The organism is Rhodomicrobium sp. R_RK_3 (genome assembly GCF_002198715.1).
Classification (GTDB): Bacteria; Pseudomonadota; Alphaproteobacteria; order Rhizobiales; family Rhodomicrobiaceae; genus R-RK-3.
In genome coordinates, this window is the sequence record NZ_MWLK01000020.1 from 12718 (window position 1) to 30065 (window position 17348).

Here is a 17348-nt window from a genome sequence, read left to right on the forward strand (position 1 = left end):
TTTGAAGTCCCGCGGCTCGGCCAAGTCCTTGCCGCGGCTTCGATAATCTCACGTGGACAGCGGCGCCTAGGGGCGGGCGCCGTTGTTCACCTCCAACGCCCGAATGGAGAGGTTTGTGCCTTGAGCGGGAAAAGCCGGATTCCCTTTTATCGAAACCCCGCCGTCCGGGGCGTTATTGCTCAGGCGGTGGTTCTCGGGCTCGTTGCCTGGGCGCTTTTTACGATCTTCAACAATACCGTCGGCAATCTGCGCGCGCGCGGCATTCAGACCGGCTTCCAGTTTCTAGACCAGGTGGCGCCGTTCGCCGTCGGCTATTCGCCTTTCATCGACTTCAAGCTCGGTGAAAGTCCGTATTGGCTGGTCTTCGTGATCGGCATCCAGAACACCATCCTGATCAGCATTCTCGGCATCATCGCCGCGACGACAATCGGTTTCATCATCGGCGTCATGCGCCTGTCGCCGAATTTCTTCCTGTCGCGCTTTGCGCAGGTCTATATCGAGACCTTCCGGAACATCCCGGTCCTGCTGCAGATCATGTTCTGGAATTTTGCCGTCTTCCTGCCGCTCTTGCCTTTCCCGAAGGACAGTTTGGGCATCGGCGATGAGGTCTTCCTCAACAATCGCGGGCTCTATATCCCCAAGCCGATCTTCATGGACGGCGCGGCGCCCTGGGTGCTGGTCGCCGCCGTGGCGCTCGGCCTGCTCGCCATCATCCTGCTGCATCGCTGGGCCAAGGAGCGGCAATATATGACCGGCGAGCGCCCGCCGGGCCTGCTCTACGGCATTGCCGTCGCGCTCGGGTTGCTGGTGGTGGTGTTCGCGCTGTTCGAGCCGCTGCGCTTCGAATTCCCTGTGCTTGGCCGGTTCAACTTGACCGGCGGCATCCAGGTGCCGTTGCCGCTGTTCACGCTCTGGTTCGCGCTGTCGACCTATACGGCATCGTTCATCGCGGAGAATGTGCGCGCCGGCATCGTATCGGTGTCGAAGGGGCAGACGGAGGCGGCGCAATCGCTCGGGCTGAAGCGCGCGCCGATGCTGCGGCTGGTGATCATCCCGCAGGCGCTGCGCGTCATCATCCCGCCGACCATCAATCAATATCTCAACCTGACCAAGAATTCCTCGCTGGCGGTCGCGGTCGCCTATGAGGAACTGGTCAGCTTGTGGGCGGGCATCGCGCTCAATCAGACCGGGCAGGCGCTGGTCATCATCGCCATGACCATCGGCGTCTATGTGACGCTCAGCCTGCTGACCTCACTTGTTCTCAACGTCTACAACCGTCGTGTCCAGTTGGTGGAAAGATAGTTTTATGGCGGAATCCGTAGTTTTCCAACCTATCGTCAGCCGTCCGCCCCCCCTCAGCGAAACCGGCCTCTGGCACTGGGCGCGCGAGCGGCTGTTCGGCTCGGTGACCAACTCGCTGGTCACGCTGATCTGCATCTACATTCTCTATCTGCTCATCCCGCCGATGCTGTCCTGGGCGGTGTTCAACGCCAACATTTCGGGCACCGACAGATCCGTCTGCGCGGCCAATCCGGGCGGTGCCTGCTGGACCTTCATCAAGGTCCGCTTCGTGCAGATCATTTTCGGCCTGCATTTCGGCCAGCATCCGGAGGAGGTCTGGCGGCCGGTGCTCGGCTTTGCCATGCTCGCCGGGCTGTTCGCCTGGCTGCTCGTGCCGCGCACGCCCTACAAGGTGCAGGTCGGCCTGTTCACGCTGTTCGGCTTCCCCTTCATCGCCTATGCGCTGATCCAGGGCGAATGGCTCGGCCTGCCGATTGCGCCGACCAATGAATGGGGCGGCTTCCTGCTCACCTTCACGCTGGCGAGCGTCGGCATGGTCTTCGCGCTGCCGCTCGGCATCATCCTGGCGCTCGGGCGGCGCTCGAACCTGCCGATCATCCGCGCCATCTCGATTGCCTATATCGAGCTGTGGCGCGGCGCGCCGCTGATCACCGTGCTGTTCATGGCCTCGGTGATGCTGCCCTTGTTCTTCTCGCATGAGATCGACCTCAACAAGGTGGTGCGCGCCATGATCGGCATCTCCTTGTTCCAATCGGCCTATATGGCCGAAGCCGTGCGCGGCGGCTTGCAGGCGATTCCGCGCGGACAGTATGAAGCGGCGGACTCGCTAGGGCTCGGCTATTGGAAGAAGATGGGCCTCATCATCCTGCCGCAATCGCTGAAGATCTCGATCCCGAGCATCGTCAACACCTACATGACGCTGTTCAAGGACACCTCGCTTGTTGCCATCATCGGCCTCCTCGATCTCTTGAACATGGCCCAGACCGCGAGCCGTTCGCTCGAATGGAAGGGCTATGACTTCGAGGCCTATGTCTTCGCGGCGTCGATCTATTGGGTATGTACTTACTCGATGTCGCGCTACAGTCAGCATATCGAGCGCAAGCTCGACACCTCGAAACGGGGTTAGGAGCCGAAACCATGACGATTCTGGAACCAACGGAAAAACCCTCGGTCCGCCCGGCCGCCGCCAAGGCGACGGACGCGCCGATCATCTCGATCAGCAAGCTCAACAAGTGGTACGTGAATTTTCACGTGCTGAAGGACATCGACCTGTTCGTGTCCAAGGGCGAGCGCATCGTCATTTGCGGCCCCTCCGGCTCCGGCAAGTCGACGCTGATCCGCTGCATCAACCGGCTCGAGATCTTCCAGGAGGGTTCGATCGTCGTCGACGGCATCGAGCTGAATGACGACGTGAAGCATATCGAGGAGGTCCGGCGCGAAGTCGGCATGGTGTTCCAGGGGTTCAACCTGTTCCCACATCTGACGGTGCTGGAGAACTGCATGCTGGCGCCGGTCTGGGTGCGCAAGGTGCCGCGCAAGGAGGCCGAGGAGGTGGCGCGGCAATATCTCAAGCGCGTCCGCATCCCCGAGCAGGCGAACAAATATCCGGGCCAGCTTTCGGGCGGCCAGCAGCAGCGCGTCGCTATCGCGCGGTCGCTCTGCATGAACCCGCGTATCATGCTGTTCGACGAGCCGACCTCGGCGCTCGACCCGGAAATGATCTCCGAAGTGCTCGACGTGATGATCGACCTGGCCGAAAGCGGCATGACCATGCTGGTCGTCACGCATGAGATGGGCTTTGCCCGTCAGGTCGCGCACCGGGTGATCTTCATGGACCAGGGGCAGATCGTCGAATCGCAGGACCCGGAAGGCTTCTTCCACAATCCCAAGAGCGACCGGACGAAGCTGTTCCTGAGCCAGATCCTTGGCCATTGAGGCGGCCATTAGGCCGGCCGCCTACGCAGGTTAGTCAGACAATCCGCAGCCTGATCCCCTCTCCCCTGGGAGAGGGCTTGGCTGCGGCGACTTGTGAGTCTGAGAAAGCGGCGCACGGGCTGAGCCGTCCCATCGATCCCACTCTATTCCGCGATGTCGGGGCCGGCCGTCCCGGCAACCCATCGGAAGCGATGCGCGAAGCGGAACGCCAGGTCTTCGCCGTCGGCCGCTTCGACGACGCCGAGCGCCTGCAGCCTGACGACGGCTTCCTTGACATCGGCGCCGGCGATTCCGGGCAGATCGACGATGTTATGGAGGCGGAAGGGCCGGTCTCCGGCCTTCAATGCCAGCCGCGACGCGAATTCGGCTTCCTCGCGGGGCACGCCCTGGCGGGTCAGCCGGGTGACGATCCGATGCTTCCGGTGCGCCGCGGCTCGCTCCAGCGCGACTTGCCGGGTCGCGCCGGCCAGGGCGATGAGATGCGCGCGGCGCTGGTTGTCGACGGGTAGGCCGGCGGCCTTTTCTTCGAGCAGGCGTGCGGTTCTTTTCAGGAGGTCGAGCATCGCCCATGCATATCAGGCAGCGGGCGGTTCCGACACCGATGGCGGGTTGCAGAGGCCGGCATTGCGTAATCAGAAAGCCGCCTTCGCCGCCCCCCCGCGCTGCGTGCGTGTCGATGCCCATTGTCGCGCGGCGGCCATTTCCCTGCGCGCGGCGCGTCTCCCGTGCCATAAGGGCGGCACGTATCCTCAGCTTCCCCGGTGGTCATGGTCCGTCTCGAAAACATCAGCAAGCAGAATGGCAATCATCTCCTTTTCATCGAGGCGTCCGCCGCTCTCCTGAAAGGCGAGCGTGTCGGCCTTGTCGGGCCGAACGGCGCCGGCAAGACGACGCTGTTCCGCATGATCACCGGCGAGGAAGAGCCCGACGAGGGCCGGGTGGCGGTCGATCGCGGCGTCAGCATCGGCTATTTCAATCAGGATGTCGGCGAAATGTCGGGCCATAGCGCCGTGGTCGAGGTGATGAACGGGGCGGGCGCGGTCAGCGCCGTCGCGGCCGACCTTAAGGAGCTCGAGGCGGCCATGGCCGACCCGGACCGCGCCGGCGAGATGGACGCCATCATCGAGCGCTATGGCGACGTGCAGGCCCGGTTCGAGGAACTCGACGGCTATGCGCTCGAGGCGCGCGCGCGGGAAGTGCTCGCCGGCCTCAGCTTCAGCCAGGAGATGATGGACGGCGATGTCGGCAAGCTTTCGGGCGGCTGGAAGATGCGCGTCGCCCTTGCCCGCATCCTGCTGATGCGGCCCGACGCCATGCTGCTCGACGAGCCGAGCAACCATCTCGATCTGGAAAGCCTGATCTGGCTCGAACAGTTTTTGAGGGGCTATGACGGCGCGCTCCTGATGACCTCGCACGACCGCGAATTCATGAACCGCATCGTCAACAAGATCATCGAGATCGATGCGGGCTCGCTCAACAGCTATTCCGGCGATTATGCCTTCTACGCCCAGCAGCGCGAGCAGAACGACAAGCAGCAGCAGGCGCAATTCGAGCGCCAGCAGGCGATGCTGGCCAAGGAAATCAAATTCATCGAGCGGTTCAAGGCGCGCGCCAGCCACGCCGCGCAGGTGCAGAGCCGCGTCAAGAAGCTCGACAAGATCGATCGCGTCGAGCCGCCCCGCCGGCGCCAGACCGTGCAGTTCGTTTTCCAGCCCGCGCCGCGCTCCGGCAACGACGTCGTAGCGCTCAAGGGCGTCCATAAGCGCTATGGCAGCAAGGTGATCTATGATGGCCTCGATTTCATGATCCGGCGCAAGGAGCGCTGGTGCGTGATGGGCGTCAACGGCGCCGGCAAGTCGACCCTGCTGAAGCTGGTGGCCGGCGCGAATGAGCCCGATCAGGGCTCGGTGACCATCGGCGGCAGCGTCAAGATGGGCTATTTCGCCCAGCACGCCATGGAAACGCTGTCCGGTGACCGCACCATCTTCCAGACCCTCGAACATGAATTTCCGCAGGCCGGGCAGGGCACGCTGCGGACGTTGGCCGGCTGTTTCGGCTTCTCCGGCGACGATGTCGAAAAGAAATGCCGGGTGCTGTCCGGCGGCGAGAAGGCGCGGCTGGCTATGGCGCTCATGCTGTTCGATCCGCCCAATTTCCTGGTGCTCGACGAACCGACCAACCATCTCGACATGGCGACGAAGGACATGCTGATCGCGGCGCTTGCCCAATATGAGGGCACCATGCTGTTCGTCTCGCATGACCGGCACTTCCTCGCGGCGTTATCGAACCGGGTGCTCGAGCTGACCGCCGATGGCGTGCAGGTCTATAATGGCGGCTACACGGAATATGTGGCGCGGACCGGCCACGAGGCGCCGGGGCTGCATGGTTGACGGGGGCCGGGCGCCGTCGATCAGCCCCGGTCCAGCCCGTCCTTGCTCGTTCCGCCTTCATTTCAGCGATGTCGGTTTTCCGACAGTTCCACCGCGCATTCGGGCCGGATGGTCGGCGCAGCCGATGCATATTGCCGCGCAAGTTATTGATAACGCATTCATTTTTATATTACGTACAGCTCCTTTTCGGCTGGCATGGGCTTTGCTAAAAGAAGCCAGGGGCAACATCCCGAATCGCGTTGAAAACGCCAAGGAGACGTCATGAAATACGCAAGTTTTCTCCCCGCAATCGCCGTCGCGGCAACGCTCGCAGCGACGCCGGTTTTTGCCCAAGGGTCGCCGACGCTCGACAAGATCAAGCAGACCGGGACGATCACTCTCGGCCACCGCGAATCCTCCATCCCCTTCTCCTATTATGACGATGGCCAGAACGTCATAGGATACTCGCAGGAGATGGCGCTGAAGGTCGTCGATGCGGTCAAGGCCAAGCTCAACCTGCCCAAGCTCGACGTCAAGCTGATGCCGGTCACCTCGGCCAACCGCATCACGCTGGTGCAGAACGGCACCGTCGACATCGAATGCGGCTCGACCACCAACAATCTGGAGCGCCAGAACCAGGTGGCCTTCTCGACCACCATCTTCGTCATCGGCACCAAGCTGGTCACCGCCAAGGATAGCGGCGTGAAGGACTTCCCCGACCTGAAGGGCAAGAACGTCGTCACCACCGCCGGCACGACGTCGGAGCGCATCATCCGCAAGATGAATGAAGACCAGAAGATGGGCATGAACATCATCTCGGCGAAGGACCATGGCGAGTCCTTCCTGACGCTGGAGACCGGTCGCGCCGTCGCCTTCATGATGGATGACGCGCTGCTCTACGGCGCCATCGCCAAGGCCAAGAAGCCCGACAATTGGGTCGTCACCGGCAAGGCCCAGTCGATGGAAGCCTATGGCTGCATGCTGCGCAAGGGCGATCCCGAATTCAAGGCGGTGGTCGATGAAGCCATCACCAAGACCATGACCTCGGGCGACGCCGTCAAGATCTACACCAAATGGTTCGAGTCCCCGGTCCCGCCGAAGGGCCTCAATCTCGGCATGCCGCTTTCCGACGAGATGAAGGCGCTGTACGCCGCGCCGAACGACAAAGCCTTCGAATAAATTTCCGTCCAGTCCAGACCAGCCCTGTCCCGGACCAGCCTCACGGCGGGTCCGGGCGGATCTTCACCCTCTGTTCGAAGGGCTAAGCCTCGATGTCCTATAATTGGAACTGGCCAATCTTTTTTTCCCCGGTCCCATCGGGTGAAACCACCTATCTTTTCTGGCTGATCGAAGGTCTTAAATTCACAGTTCTCCTTTCTCTGTCGGCCTGGGTGCTGGCGCTGATCGTCGGCTCGCTGGCGGGCGTCCTGCGCACCGTGCCGAACCGGTTCCTTTCGGGCGCGGCGACCGCCTATGTCGAGCTGTTCCGCAACATCCCGCTCCTGGTGCAACTCTTCATCTGGTATTTCGTAATGCCGGAATTGCTGCCCAAAAGCATGGGCGATGCCTTCAAGCAGAGCGATCCGCTGTTCCAGCAATTCGTCGCCGCCTTCGTCTGCCTCGGCCTGTTCACCAGCGCCCGCGTCGCCGAGCAGGTGCGCTCCGGCATCAACTCACTGCCGCGCGGCCAGAAATCCGCCGGCCTCGCGCTTGGCTTCACGCTGCCGCAGACCTATCGCTTCGTGCTCCTGCCGATGGCCTTCCGCATCGTCATCCCGCCGCTCACTTCTGAATTTCTGAACATTTTCAAGAACTCCTCCGTCGCCACCACCATCGGGCTGATCGAGCTGTCGCGTCAGGCGCAGCAACTGGTCGACTACACCGCTCAGCCTTACGAAGCCTTCATTGTCGTCACGGCGCTGTATTTGATGATCAACATCATCGTCATGTCGCTGATGCGCGTGGTCGAGGGGCGGGTGCGGGTTCCGGGCTATATGGGGGGCAAGTGATGTACGAATTCGACTGGTCATCCATTCCCGGCGCCATTCCGCTGCTGCTCAAGGGCATGCTGATTACGCTGGAGATCTCCGCCGTCGCCATCGTGGTCGGCATCGCCTGGGGCACCGTGCTCGCGGTCGCCCGGATCAGCGGCGTCGGCATCCTCTCGAAGCTGGCGGCGCTGTATGTGAACCTGTTCCGCTCCGTGCCGCTGATCATGGTGATCCTCTGGTTCTACCTGATCACGCCGGAACTCATCCGCGCCATTTTTGGCGCCGGCATCGGCGACATCCGGCTGGCCTCGGCGCTCGTCGCCTTCGCCCTGTTCGAGGCCGCCTATTATTCGGAAATCATCCGCGCGGGCATCCAGAGCGTGCCGCGCGGGCAGATGTCGGCGGGGCTCGCGCTCGGCTTCACGCCGGGGCAGACCATGCGCCGGATCATCCTGCCGCAGGCCTTCCGCAACATGGTGCCCTTGCTACTCACCCAGGCGATCATCCTGTTTCAGGATACATCGCTCGTCTACGTCATCGGCCTCTCCGACTTTTTCGGCACCGCCTACAAGGTGGGCGACCGCGATGGCCGGCTGGTCGAGCTGCTTTTATTCGCCGGCTTGGTCTATTTCGTTATCTGTTTCACGGCTTCGCGCATCGTGAAGCGTCTTCAGGCGAGGTATGCAATTGATTGAGATCCAGAATATCTCGAAATGGTATGGCGAGTTCCAGGTGCTCACCGAGTGCTCGACGAGCGTCGCCAAGGGCGAAGTCGTGGTCGTCTGCGGTCCCTCGGGCTCGGGCAAATCGACCCTCATCAAATGCGTCAACGCGCTGGAGCCGTTCCAGACCGGCAACATCACCGTCAACGGCATCTCGCTGAGCGACAAGAAGACAAACCTGCCGAAACTGCGCTCGCGAGTCGGCATGGTGTTCCAGAATTTCGAGCTGTTCCCGCATATGACGATCATCGAGAACATGACGATCGCGCAGGAGAAGGTGCTCGGGCGATCGAAGGAGGACGCGCTCACCAAAGGGCACGCGCTGCTGAAGCGCGTCGGGCTGGTCGAGCAGACCAACAAGTTCCCGGGCCAGCTTTCGGGCGGCCAGCAGCAGCGCGTCGCCATCGCCAGGGCGCTGGCCATGGACCCGATGTGCATGCTGTTCGACGAGCCGACCTCGGCGCTCGATCCCGAGATGGTCAACGAGGTGCTGGACGTGATGGTCGCGCTCGCCGAGGAGGGCATGACCATGATGTGCGTCACCCATGAGATGGGCTTTGCCAGGAAGGTCGCCAATCGCGTGGTTTTCATGGATCGCGGCCGCATCGTCGAGGACGCGCATAAGGACGAGTTTTTCGGCAGCCCGCGTTCCGAGCGGGCACAGGAATTTCTCTCGAAAATCCTGAGCCACTGATCGCAGAAAGCGACCGGCTGGCGGCGGTGGCATCTGCTTGCCCGCAGCAATGCTGCCGCCGCCGGAAGGAGTGTTTGAAAAGCAGACAGTCTTATCCATTGCAGCCGAAGGCGTTTTTGCATGCCTCTCGATCGTTCTGCGCGGAAAATGTTTGCGGTCCTCGGCGCCGGATTGCTGCTGATCGGCGCGGGCGTGCTGGCCTATCGGATCAGCGAGCGGGCAGGGCTGGAAGCGCTCAGCACCGAGGCGCATCACCGGCTCGATCTGTTCGCCGCCGCCATCGGCAGCATCGTCAACCGCTACGCCCACGTCCCCTCGACCATCCCGCTCAACCCCGATGTGGTCGAGCTGATGCGGCATCCGGAGGACCAGCGCCTCGTCAAGGCCGTCAACGATCATCTCGAGCAGTTCAACCAGCTCATCGGCAGCATCGCCATCTATGTGATGACCGCCGACGGCCTGACGCGCGCGTCGAGCAATTGGAACCAGCCCGACAGTTTCGTCGGCGAGGACCTGTCCTTCCGGCCCTATTTCCAATCGGCGCAGCTCGGCGTCCCGGCCCGCTATTACGCCGTCGGCACGACGCGGGGCGAGCCGGGCTATTTCGTCTCCTACCCGATCCGCGACGAGGGCCGGGTGATCGGCGTCTCCGTCATCAAGATCGGGCTGAAGCAACTGCTGGAACAAGCCTGGCTGCCGCCTGAGACGCCTGCCATCATCGCCGACGGCAATGGCGTCGTCATCCTGTCCTCGGTCGCCGCCTGGCGGCTGACGGCGCTGGCGCCGCTGACCCAGGCGCAATTGGACGAGATCGACCGCACGAGGCAATATAACCGCCAGCCCATCGGCCAATTCCCGGTCGCGCTCGGCTCCATCTTCAGCCATTCGCAGGTGGTGGATTTTCCCAAGGGCGCCGCGGCGGCGGAGGCGCGCAGCTTTTTCGCCGTCAGCCGGCAATTGGCGGAGAATGGCTGGCGCATCACCGTGTTCTCCGACATGCGGCCGGTCTATGCCCGCGCCTGGAACGCCGTCGCCTTCGCCGCAACCGGCGCCGCCTGTTTCGTGTTGGTCTTGCTGTTCTTCGACATGTGGCGGCGCAATCTGCGCCAGCGGCTCGAGGCGCAGGCGATGCTCGAGCGCGCCAATGCCGAGCTGGAAACCAAGGTCGCCAAGCGCACCCAGGATCTGGTCGAGGCCAACCAGCTTTTGCGCAGCGAGGTCACCGAGCGGCAGCGGGCGGAGACCACCTTGCGCGCCGCGCAGGACGAACTGGTGCAGGCGGCCAAGCTCGCCGTGCTCGGCCAGCTCGCGACCGGCATCACCCATGAACTCACCCAGCCGCTCGGCGCGCTGAGGACGCTGTCGGAAAACGCCGTCGAATTCATGCGCCGGGGCGACAGCGCGACGCTCGGCAAGAACCTTGAGATCATCGGCAATCTGGTCGACCGCATGGGCGCGATCATCGGGCCGCTGAAATCCTTCGCGCGCGTGTCGCCGGCCTTTCCGCAGGCGGTGGACGTCAAGCTCTCGATCGCCAATGCGCAGTTCCTGCTCGACCAGAAGCTGATCCAGACCCATGTCAAAGTGCACAATTATTGCGAGCGCGGCGGCCTGACCGCGTGGTGCGATCCGGTGCGGCTGGAGCAGGTGCTGGTCAACCTGATGGCCAATGCCATCGACGCCATGGCCGAATGCGAGGAGCGCACACTGACGCTACGCGCCGAGGCGGCGGGCAAGAGCAGCCTCGTCATCAGCGTCGCCGACACCGGCATCGGCCTGCCCCCCGCCGCGCGCGAGAAAATTTTTGAGCCGTTCTTCACCACCAAGCCGCCCGGCGAGGGGCTTGGCCTAGGGCTTGCAATATCCCGTGACATCATCCGCGATTTCGGCGGCTCGCTCTCGGCTTCGAGCCGCAGGGAAGGTGGCGCCGAATTCATCATAAATCTGCCAACGCCGCCCTCGGGAATTTGACATGGGACCTGAACTCGAAGCCTCGCTGAAAGTGCTCATCGTCGAAGACGATGCCAATGTCCTGCTCGGCTGCGCGCAGGCGATGCAGCTCGCCGGCTTCGACGTCGTCACCGCGACCTCGGCGGAGCGGGCGAAGAACCTGATCAAGCCGAATTTCTCCGGCGTGGTCGTCACCGACATGCGGCTGCCCGGCGCGGACGGCCTGCAGTTCCTGCAATTTGCCCGCGGCATCGACGCCGAGCTGCCCGTCATCATGATCACTGGCCATGGCGACGTGGCGCTGGCGGTCGAGGCGATGCGGGCGGGCGCCTATGATTTCATCGAAAAGCCGTTCTCGCCGTCCCATCTGGTCGAGGTCGTGCGGCGCGCGATGGAGAAGCGCCGCTTGACGCTGGAGGTCGAGAGCCTGCGCCGCCGCCTGCATCACGGCGACGATCTCGCCGCGCGGCTGATCGGCCATTCGCCGCAAATGGAGAAGGTGCGCCGGCTGATCCTCGACGTCGCCGACGCCGATGTCGACGTGCTCGTCGTCGGCGAGACCGGCACCGGCAAGGAGATGGTCGCCCGCTGCCTGCACGATTACAGCCACCGCCGCGCCGAGAATTTCGTCGCGCTGAATTGCGGCGGCCTGCCCGACACGCTGCTCGACAGCGAGCTGTTCGGCCATGAACCGGGCGCTTTCACGGGCGCGCAGAAGCGGCGGGTCGGCAAGATCGAATATGCCAATAAGGGCACGCTGTTCCTCGACGAGGTCGAGAGCATGCCCATGAACATGCAGATCAAACTGCTGCGCGTGCTGCAGGAGCGGGTGATCGAGCGGCTCGGCTCGAACGAGCTGGTGCCGGTCTCCTGCCGGGTGGTCGCGGCGAGCAAGGTCGATCTGAAGGCGATGGCCGCGCGCGAAAAATTCCGCGCCGACCTCTATTACCGCATCAATGTCGTCACCATCGAGCTGCCGCCGATGCGCGAGCGCCGCGAGGACATCCCGGCGCTCTACGATCATTTCCTGCTGATGGCCGCCAAGCGCTACGGCAAGCCGGTCCCGGCCGTGCCGCCCGAGCAGATCCGGCAATTGATGACCTATGACTGGCCCGGCAACACTCGCGAGCTGCGCAATCACGCCGACTGCAACGCCCTCGGCATCGCCCGTCACGCCGAGGATGCCGGGCAAAGCACCCGCGCCGAGCTGACGCTGAGCGAGGCGGTGGAGAATTTCGAGCGCGTGCTGATCGCGACCGAGTTGGAGCGGCAGTCGTCGAACGTCGCAAGGACCAGCGAGGCGCTCGGCGTCCCCCGCACGACCCTGCACGACAAGATGCGGAAATACGGCTTGAGCTGAACGCGGATCGTACGTTCGACGGTCGCTGCCGAGCGGCGTGCCGGGACTCGCGTGCCCGTGAAACCCGACAGCCTATTCCGTCGCCCCGGCCGTCGGAGGCGGGGCCACTCGCCTCTCCGCAGGCATTGTGCTGGCTGTTTTGCCAACCCCGCCTAAACCGCCGCCGTCTGGCCGGCCAGGCCTTCCGGGGTTTGGTAAAGATCGTGGAAATCCTGGCGCAATTGCCGCTTCAGCACCTTGCCCGTCGCGGTGTGGGGCAGCTCGCGCACGAAGATCACGTCGTCCGGCAGCCACCATTTGGCGATTTTCTGCGCCAGGAAATGCAAGATCTCAGACTTGTCCGCCGAGGCGCCTTCCCTCGGCACCACCACCAGCAGCGGGCGCTCGGCCCATTGCGGATGCGGCAGGCCGACCACGGCGCATTCGGCGATGGCCGGGTGGCCCATGGCGACGTTCTCGACATCCACCGAGCTGATCCACTCGCCGCCGGATTTGATGATGTCCTTGGCGCGGTCGACGATGGACAGAAAGCCCTGCTCGTCGATGGTCGCTACGTCGCCGGTGTCGAACCAGCCGTCGCGCCAGGCGGAATGCTCCGCCTCCTTATAGTAGGCGCTGGCGATCCAGGGGCCGCGCACCAGCAGCCGGCCGACGCTCTTGCCGTCATTCGGCAGCGCCGCGCCGTCCGGTCCCGCGATGCGCATCTGCACGCCATAAAGTGCGCGGCCGGCCTTCACCTGCAGGTCGTAGCGCTCCTCCAGCGGCAGCCGGTCGGTGAAGCGGCTCGGCGAATTGGTCGAGCCGACCGGCGACATTTCGGTCATGCCCCAGCCCTGGATGACGAAGGCGTCGTGCTTCTCCTGAAACGCCTTGATCATCGAGCGCGGCACGGCGGAACCGCCGATCACCAGGCGGTCGACGCTCTCCAGTTTCAGGCCCTCGCGGTCGCAATATTGCAAGAGGTTCAGCCAGACCGTCGGCACGCCGAGCATCAGATCGACCTTCTCGGCATCGACGAGTTCATAGAGCGACTTGCCGTCCAGCCCGCCCGCCGGCAGCACCAGCTTGCATCCGGCCATCGTCGCGGAATAGGGAATGCCCCAGGCATTGACGTGGAACATCGGCACGACCGGCAGCACGGAGGTCCGGCTCGACAGGCTCAATATGTCGGCGCTGCAGGAGGACATGGCATGCAGCACGGTCGAGCGGTGCGAGTAGAGCACGCCCTTCGGATTGCCCGTGGTGCCTGATGTGTAGCAAATGGCGGCGGCGAGGTTTTCGTCGAGCTGCGGCCAGGCAAAATCCTCGTTCTCGGCTTCGACCAGATCCTCGTAGCACAGGAGCGGCAGCGCGCAGTCCGGCATATGCGCGCGGCCGACCATGACGACGACGTGCTGCACGGTCGTGAGCTTGGGGAAGATTTTCTCGATCAGCGGCACGAAGGTGATGTCGACGAACAGCACGACGTCTTCGGCGTGGTTGATGATGTAGACGATCTGGTCGGGGAAGAGGCGCGGATTGATGGTGTGGATGATGGCGCCGCTGCCGGAGACGGCGTAATAGAGCTCGTAATGGCGGTGGGTGTTCCAGGCCAGCGTCGCCACCCGGTCCTGGAAGTTCACGCCCAGTTTTTGTAGCGCGCGGGCGAGCTTGCGGCTGCGGCCGGCGGCGTCGCGGTAGGTGTAGCGGTGGATGCCGCCTTCGGGCTTGCGGCTGACGATCTCGGCGTCGCGGTTGAAGGTTTCGGCATGGTCGAGCACCGACGATATCGTCAGCGGCACATTCATCATCAGGCCGTACATCTTGCATCCTCCCAAGCGTCTCCTCTTGCCGGGAGACGGCATTTTATCGCGCCGACTCGCCACCCTGCGCGGCGGCCGACTGACAGTATCGTCACTCGACCCGGGCAAAGAATCGAGCAAAATTTTTCCCCGGAGCGGCGTGTCTCGACGCGTCTAGGGCCGGCGCCAGCGGCCCTAGTCGAAGAGCTATTACAAATTTCCTCCGGATGCGGAGTAAATTCGACTAGATGCAACAGGTTGAAACCGCTAGAATACTATCGCCAGGATGCGGAAAGCCACTCCTATACCACATTTGGGGCATCCGGCGCCATTAGCCTCAAGTTATTTTGTAACAATCAAATTTTCATCGCAGCATTCACCTGATTAACGACCACGGAATTTGGAAGCTCTCGATTTGACGAAACCCCAGACATGTCCATTGCGCTGCTGACGGGTCCCCCCGCCAAAATTGGTTTTTTTAAATAATTTCAAAAGGAGATGAGTGTGCGCCGCAAACTCACGACAATCGTGGCTGCCGATGTTGTCGGCTACAGCCAGCTTCTCAGCCGGGACGAACAAAGCGCGCTCGCCGCCATCGAGCTGCTGCGGACCGATATCCTGGCGCCGAAGATCGCGGCTCATTCCGGGCGGATATTCCGGCTGCTCGGGGATGGGACGCTGCTCGAATTCGAAAGCGCGCTCGGCGCGGTCGAATTTGCCATGGAGGTCCAGCGGGATCTCGCCGAACGCAACGCCGCCAAGCAGCAGGACCCGCCGATCCTTCTGCGCATCGGCGTCAATCTCGGCGATGTCGTCGTCGAGGGCCGCGAGGTGCATGGCGAGGGCGTCAACATCGCCGTGCGTCTTGAAGCCCTGGCCGAGCCGGGCGGCATCTGCCTCACCGACAGCGTGCATGCGCAAGTCAAGAACCGCATGCACGCGCAATTCACCGCCATCGGCTTCCGCAGCCTGAAGAACATCGTCGACCCGGTGCAGGTCTGGCGGTGGCAGCCGCTGCCCGCGCCCGGCTCCGCCGAGGCCGGCGAGAGCCGCAAGAGCAATGCCTTCGGCTTCAGCGGCCAGCATCTGCTCGACCCCCAGCTTGTCGATCTGCTCCTGCACCTGCACGCCCGGTCGGCCCAGCTCGCCGTCTCCGACGCGCTCGACGCCGTGCTGGCGGAGACCGAAGGCAATCCGAGCTTCGAGGCGCTGTTCCTGCGCATGACCGAGCAAGTGCATAAGGCGCGCGACATGCTGAACGGCGTGCGCATCGAACGGGTCGACAATTTCCTGGAACTCGCCAATGCCGGGGCCAAGCACCAGACGCTCGGCGAATTCGTCGGCAGCATGTTCCATGACAGCAAGATCGGCTACGCCTTCCGCATCATTCCGGAGGCGCAGGCGATTTTGGCGAGCGATTACGGCATTCTCGCCAAGCGGACGCTGTTCATGGCGCTGCTCCGCCGTTTCCACAATGACGATTTCATCGCCCGCTCGCGCAGCCTGATCAAATTCGCCTATGTCGAGTGACACTCGGCGGTCACCCGATTGATCTTGCGGACCGTCCCCGCGCCGCCTTAAAGTTTTCCAGTCGAGGGGCAAGGGGACGGAGCATGATGTCGGGGTGTATTTCGCGGCAGGCCGTCCAGCGGGCTGGCGGTTTGATGCTTGCAGCCTGCCTGTTCAGCACCGCCGCCGCCGGCGGCGAGGACGATGGCCGCAAGGATGCGGGCAAGGACGCCATCCTGCTGAAGGCGCTGTCCCGGGTGCCGCGCCAGATCGATGCCTCGCCCTTGCCGAATTACACCGGCGATTTCGTCTCGCTCGACGCGGTCGGCGGCTGGCACAAGCCGGCCAATGCCAGCCCGTTCGTCGGCGCCGGGACGGTTGCGAGCGGCGTCGCCGAGGCGCCTGCCGATTGCTCGCGCGAAGCCATCATCCGCGCCGCCAGCGAAGCGCCCTACGCCTTCGAGGCCAATAAGAAGGGACTGCTTTACGGCGTTCAGACCCACACGCCGGAGACCCGCGTCACCACCAAATATTGGGACATGCCGGGCTTCAATTCCTGCGCGCTGGTCGTCTATGCCATCCTGAAGAAAGCCGGCTGCGCCTGGGCGAAATACACCGCCGACGCCAAGGGCATCTACGACATGGCCTTCGAGGCCGGCTGGCGGCCGCCCGCGGCGCAAGAGGGCGGCTGCATGGTCGCCTGGAATTCGAAATGGGAGGGCAAGCGCCCGCGCATCGGCGAGCGCCAGAAACAGGCGGCGCGCGGCAGCACCAGCTTCCGCCATGTCGGCATCACGACGGGTGCGTGGCTCTCGGTCGACAACACCTCATGGCTCAGCCGCCCGACCACTTACCTCACCATCCGCCCCATCACTTACGAGCCGCCGATCTTCCTCTGCCCGCCTAATGATGCGGCAAGGCCGCAATCCGGCGGCCAGCGCAAATAGGCGCGCAGACTTCCCACCCACGGCGGAACTTCGGCCCGGCCCGCCCGTTTGGGCCACGTTCATCTTATTCTGACATTGTTTCCCGTTACGGAACAATGGCCGGAGATGCTGCCATGCGGGCTGAACCTCCGGCGCCTTGGCCGCGTCTTAACCATATTGGCTGGACATGGGCTAAGCCGGGGCGGTATGACACATCGCTTCAATTTGACTAAAAATGATGCAGATCGCGGATAGGGCCTTATGGAAGCGAAGCAGAAATCCCGGCAGAACTTTCACGAGTCCTACGGCGCGAACGAAGAGGTCAAGCCGCCATCGGCGCGCTCGACGGGGCTCGTCTTCGTCGCCGTTTCGCTGCTTCTGGGCGTGATGTTTCGGCATCATCCGGCGGCCGTCGCGCTCTTCCTCATTGTGGCGCTCACCCTTCTGGCTTTCAGCCTGCTCGCGCCGCAGCGGCTGGAGCCGCTCAGCCTCATCTGGTTCAAATTCGGCATGCTGCTGAGCCGGATCGTCAATCCGATCGTTATGTTCCTGATGTTCGCCCTCGCCATCGTGCCGATGGGGCTGCTGATGCGCCTTTTCGCGGATCCGCTGCGCTCCAAGCGCGAGCCGGACGCCACCACCTATTGGCTCGAACCGGACCCGGCCGAAGCCAAGCTTGCCTCGATGAAGAACCAGTTCTGACCGCATTCAGGCGACAGGCGCACGCAACCGCGCGCGGCTGGCCACCAGATTTCTGTCCCAAAATGGGACCAAACGACGAGATGAGTGTTTCCAAACGCGCCCCTGGG

Annotated in this window: 15 protein-coding genes; 13 read left to right on the forward strand and 2 right to left on the reverse strand. The window is 63.3% G+C overall.

Annotation, left to right across the window (positions count from 1 at the left end):
• Positions 1-186 precede the first annotated feature (186 nt).
• The 3 genes from BLEFHOIH_RS10695 to BLEFHOIH_RS10705 are packed head-to-tail and all read left to right on the forward strand — an operon-like array spanning position 187 to position 3237.
• Positions 187-1302: an ABC transporter permease subunit gene (locus BLEFHOIH_RS10695; protein ID WP_245296965.1), complete on the forward strand. Its 1116-nt coding sequence runs from the start codon at positions 187-189 to the stop codon at positions 1300-1302.
• Positions 1303-1306: 4 nt separating this feature from the next.
• Positions 1307-2428, forward strand: coding sequence for an amino acid ABC transporter permease (locus BLEFHOIH_RS10700; RefSeq protein WP_088345229.1), 1122 nt, complete (start codon positions 1307-1309; stop codon positions 2426-2428).
• Positions 2429-2445: 17 nt separating this feature from the next.
• Positions 2446-3237 carry an amino acid ABC transporter ATP-binding protein gene (locus BLEFHOIH_RS10705; protein WP_280950388.1) on the forward strand — a complete coding sequence of 264 codons (792 nt, stop codon included), beginning with the start codon at positions 2446-2448 and terminating at the stop codon, positions 3235-3237.
• Between the two features lie 143 nt (positions 3238-3380).
• Here the strand turns inward: BLEFHOIH_RS10705 and BLEFHOIH_RS10710 are convergent, their stop codons facing one another.
• The gene (locus BLEFHOIH_RS10710) at positions 3381-3800 is read right to left on the reverse strand and encodes a hypothetical protein (RefSeq protein ID WP_088345233.1); all 420 of its coding nucleotides are present in this window, start codon (positions 3798-3800) and stop codon (positions 3381-3383) included.
• A gap of 204 nt (positions 3801-4004) precedes the next feature.
• On the opposite strand from BLEFHOIH_RS10710, the gene BLEFHOIH_RS10715 reads away from it, so the two are divergent.
• The 7 genes from BLEFHOIH_RS10715 to BLEFHOIH_RS10745 all read left to right on the forward strand — a co-directional run bounded on the left by BLEFHOIH_RS10715 (position 4005) and on the right by BLEFHOIH_RS10745 (position 12323).
• Positions 4005-5627 (forward strand): ABC-F family ATP-binding cassette domain-containing protein, encoded by a 1623-nt coding sequence (locus BLEFHOIH_RS10715; protein WP_088345235.1) that lies wholly within the window; start codon positions 4005-4007, stop codon positions 5625-5627.
• A 261-nt stretch (positions 5628-5888) separates the two neighbouring features.
• Positions 5889-6785 (forward strand): glutamate/aspartate ABC transporter substrate-binding protein, encoded by an 897-nt coding sequence (locus tag BLEFHOIH_RS10720; RefSeq protein ID WP_088345237.1) that lies wholly within the window; start codon positions 5889-5891, stop codon positions 6783-6785.
• 92 nt (positions 6786-6877) lie between these two features.
• On the forward strand, positions 6878-7615 hold the full coding sequence (locus BLEFHOIH_RS10725) for an amino acid ABC transporter permease (RefSeq protein ID WP_088345239.1): 738 nt from the start codon (positions 6878-6880) through the stop codon (positions 7613-7615).
• Entirely contained in the window at positions 7612-8292 is a 681-nt protein-coding gene (locus BLEFHOIH_RS10730) for an ABC transporter permease subunit (RefSeq protein ID WP_210191694.1), read from the forward strand. Before BLEFHOIH_RS10725 ends, BLEFHOIH_RS10730 begins: the two co-directional genes overlap by 4 nt.
• Positions 8285-9013 (forward strand): amino acid ABC transporter ATP-binding protein, encoded by a 729-nt coding sequence (locus BLEFHOIH_RS10735; RefSeq protein ID WP_088345304.1) that lies wholly within the window; start codon positions 8285-8287, stop codon positions 9011-9013. The genes BLEFHOIH_RS10730 and BLEFHOIH_RS10735 overlap by 8 nt, the downstream gene beginning before the upstream one ends.
• 147 nt (positions 9014-9160) lie before the next feature.
• Entirely contained in the window at positions 9161-10984 is a 1824-nt protein-coding gene (locus tag BLEFHOIH_RS10740) for an ATP-binding protein (protein ID WP_210191693.1), read from the forward strand.
• A 1-nt stretch (position 10985) separates the two neighbouring features.
• Positions 10986-12323 carry a sigma-54 dependent transcriptional regulator gene (locus tag BLEFHOIH_RS10745; RefSeq protein ID WP_088345243.1) on the forward strand — a complete coding sequence of 446 codons (1338 nt, stop codon included), beginning with the start codon at positions 10986-10988 and terminating at the stop codon, positions 12321-12323.
• 152 nt (positions 12324-12475) lie between these two features.
• Here the strand turns inward: BLEFHOIH_RS10745 and BLEFHOIH_RS10750 are convergent, their stop codons facing one another.
• The gene (locus BLEFHOIH_RS10750; RefSeq protein WP_088345245.1) at positions 12476-14125 is read right to left on the reverse strand and encodes a long-chain-fatty-acid--CoA ligase; all 1650 of its coding nucleotides are present in this window, start codon (positions 14123-14125) and stop codon (positions 12476-12478) included.
• 483 nt (positions 14126-14608) lie between these two features.
• On the opposite strand from BLEFHOIH_RS10750, the gene BLEFHOIH_RS10755 reads away from it, so the two are divergent.
• The 3 genes from BLEFHOIH_RS10755 (at position 14609) to BLEFHOIH_RS10765 (ending at position 17241) form a co-directional block, all read left to right on the forward strand.
• Positions 14609-15634, forward strand: a complete 1026-nt coding sequence (locus BLEFHOIH_RS10755) for an adenylate/guanylate cyclase domain-containing protein (RefSeq protein ID WP_170937106.1) — start codon at positions 14609-14611, stop codon at positions 15632-15634.
• Positions 15635-15768: 134 nt separating this feature from the next.
• Positions 15769-16560, forward strand: a complete 792-nt coding sequence (locus BLEFHOIH_RS10760) for a hypothetical protein (protein ID WP_088345249.1) — start codon at positions 15769-15771, stop codon at positions 16558-16560.
• 240 nt (positions 16561-16800) lie between these two features.
• On the forward strand, positions 16801-17241 hold the full coding sequence (locus BLEFHOIH_RS10765; protein ID WP_088345251.1) for a hypothetical protein: 441 nt from the start codon (positions 16801-16803) through the stop codon (positions 17239-17241).
• The last annotated feature ends 107 nt before the right edge of the window (positions 17242-17348 follow it).

Coding starts and splice junctions, on each gene's coding strand:
- BLEFHOIH_RS10700 (WP_088345229.1), top strand. CDS start 1,307: ATGGCGGAATCCGTAGTTTTCCAACCTATCGTCAGCCGTCCGCCCCCC.
- BLEFHOIH_RS10710 (WP_088345233.1), bottom strand. CDS start 3,800: ATGCTCGACCTCCTGAAAAGAACCGCACGCCTGCTCGAAGAAAAGGCC.
- BLEFHOIH_RS10715 (WP_088345235.1), top strand. CDS start 4,005: ATGGTCCGTCTCGAAAACATCAGCAAGCAGAATGGCAATCATCTCCTT.
- BLEFHOIH_RS10720 (WP_088345237.1), top strand. CDS start 5,889: ATGAAATACGCAAGTTTTCTCCCCGCAATCGCCGTCGCGGCAACGCTC.
- BLEFHOIH_RS10725 (WP_088345239.1), top strand. CDS start 6,878: ATGTCCTATAATTGGAACTGGCCAATCTTTTTTTCCCCGGTCCCATCG.
- BLEFHOIH_RS10740 (WP_210191693.1), top strand. CDS start 9,161: ATGTTTGCGGTCCTCGGCGCCGGATTGCTGCTGATCGGCGCGGGCGTG.
- BLEFHOIH_RS10745 (WP_088345243.1), top strand. CDS start 10,986: ATGGGACCTGAACTCGAAGCCTCGCTGAAAGTGCTCATCGTCGAAGAC.
- BLEFHOIH_RS10750 (WP_088345245.1), bottom strand. CDS start 14,125: ATGTACGGCCTGATGATGAATGTGCCGCTGACGATATCGTCGGTGCTC.
- BLEFHOIH_RS10760 (WP_088345249.1), top strand. CDS start 15,769: ATGCTTGCAGCCTGCCTGTTCAGCACCGCCGCCGCCGGCGGCGAGGAC.
- BLEFHOIH_RS10765 (WP_088345251.1), top strand. CDS start 16,801: ATGGAAGCGAAGCAGAAATCCCGGCAGAACTTTCACGAGTCCTACGGC.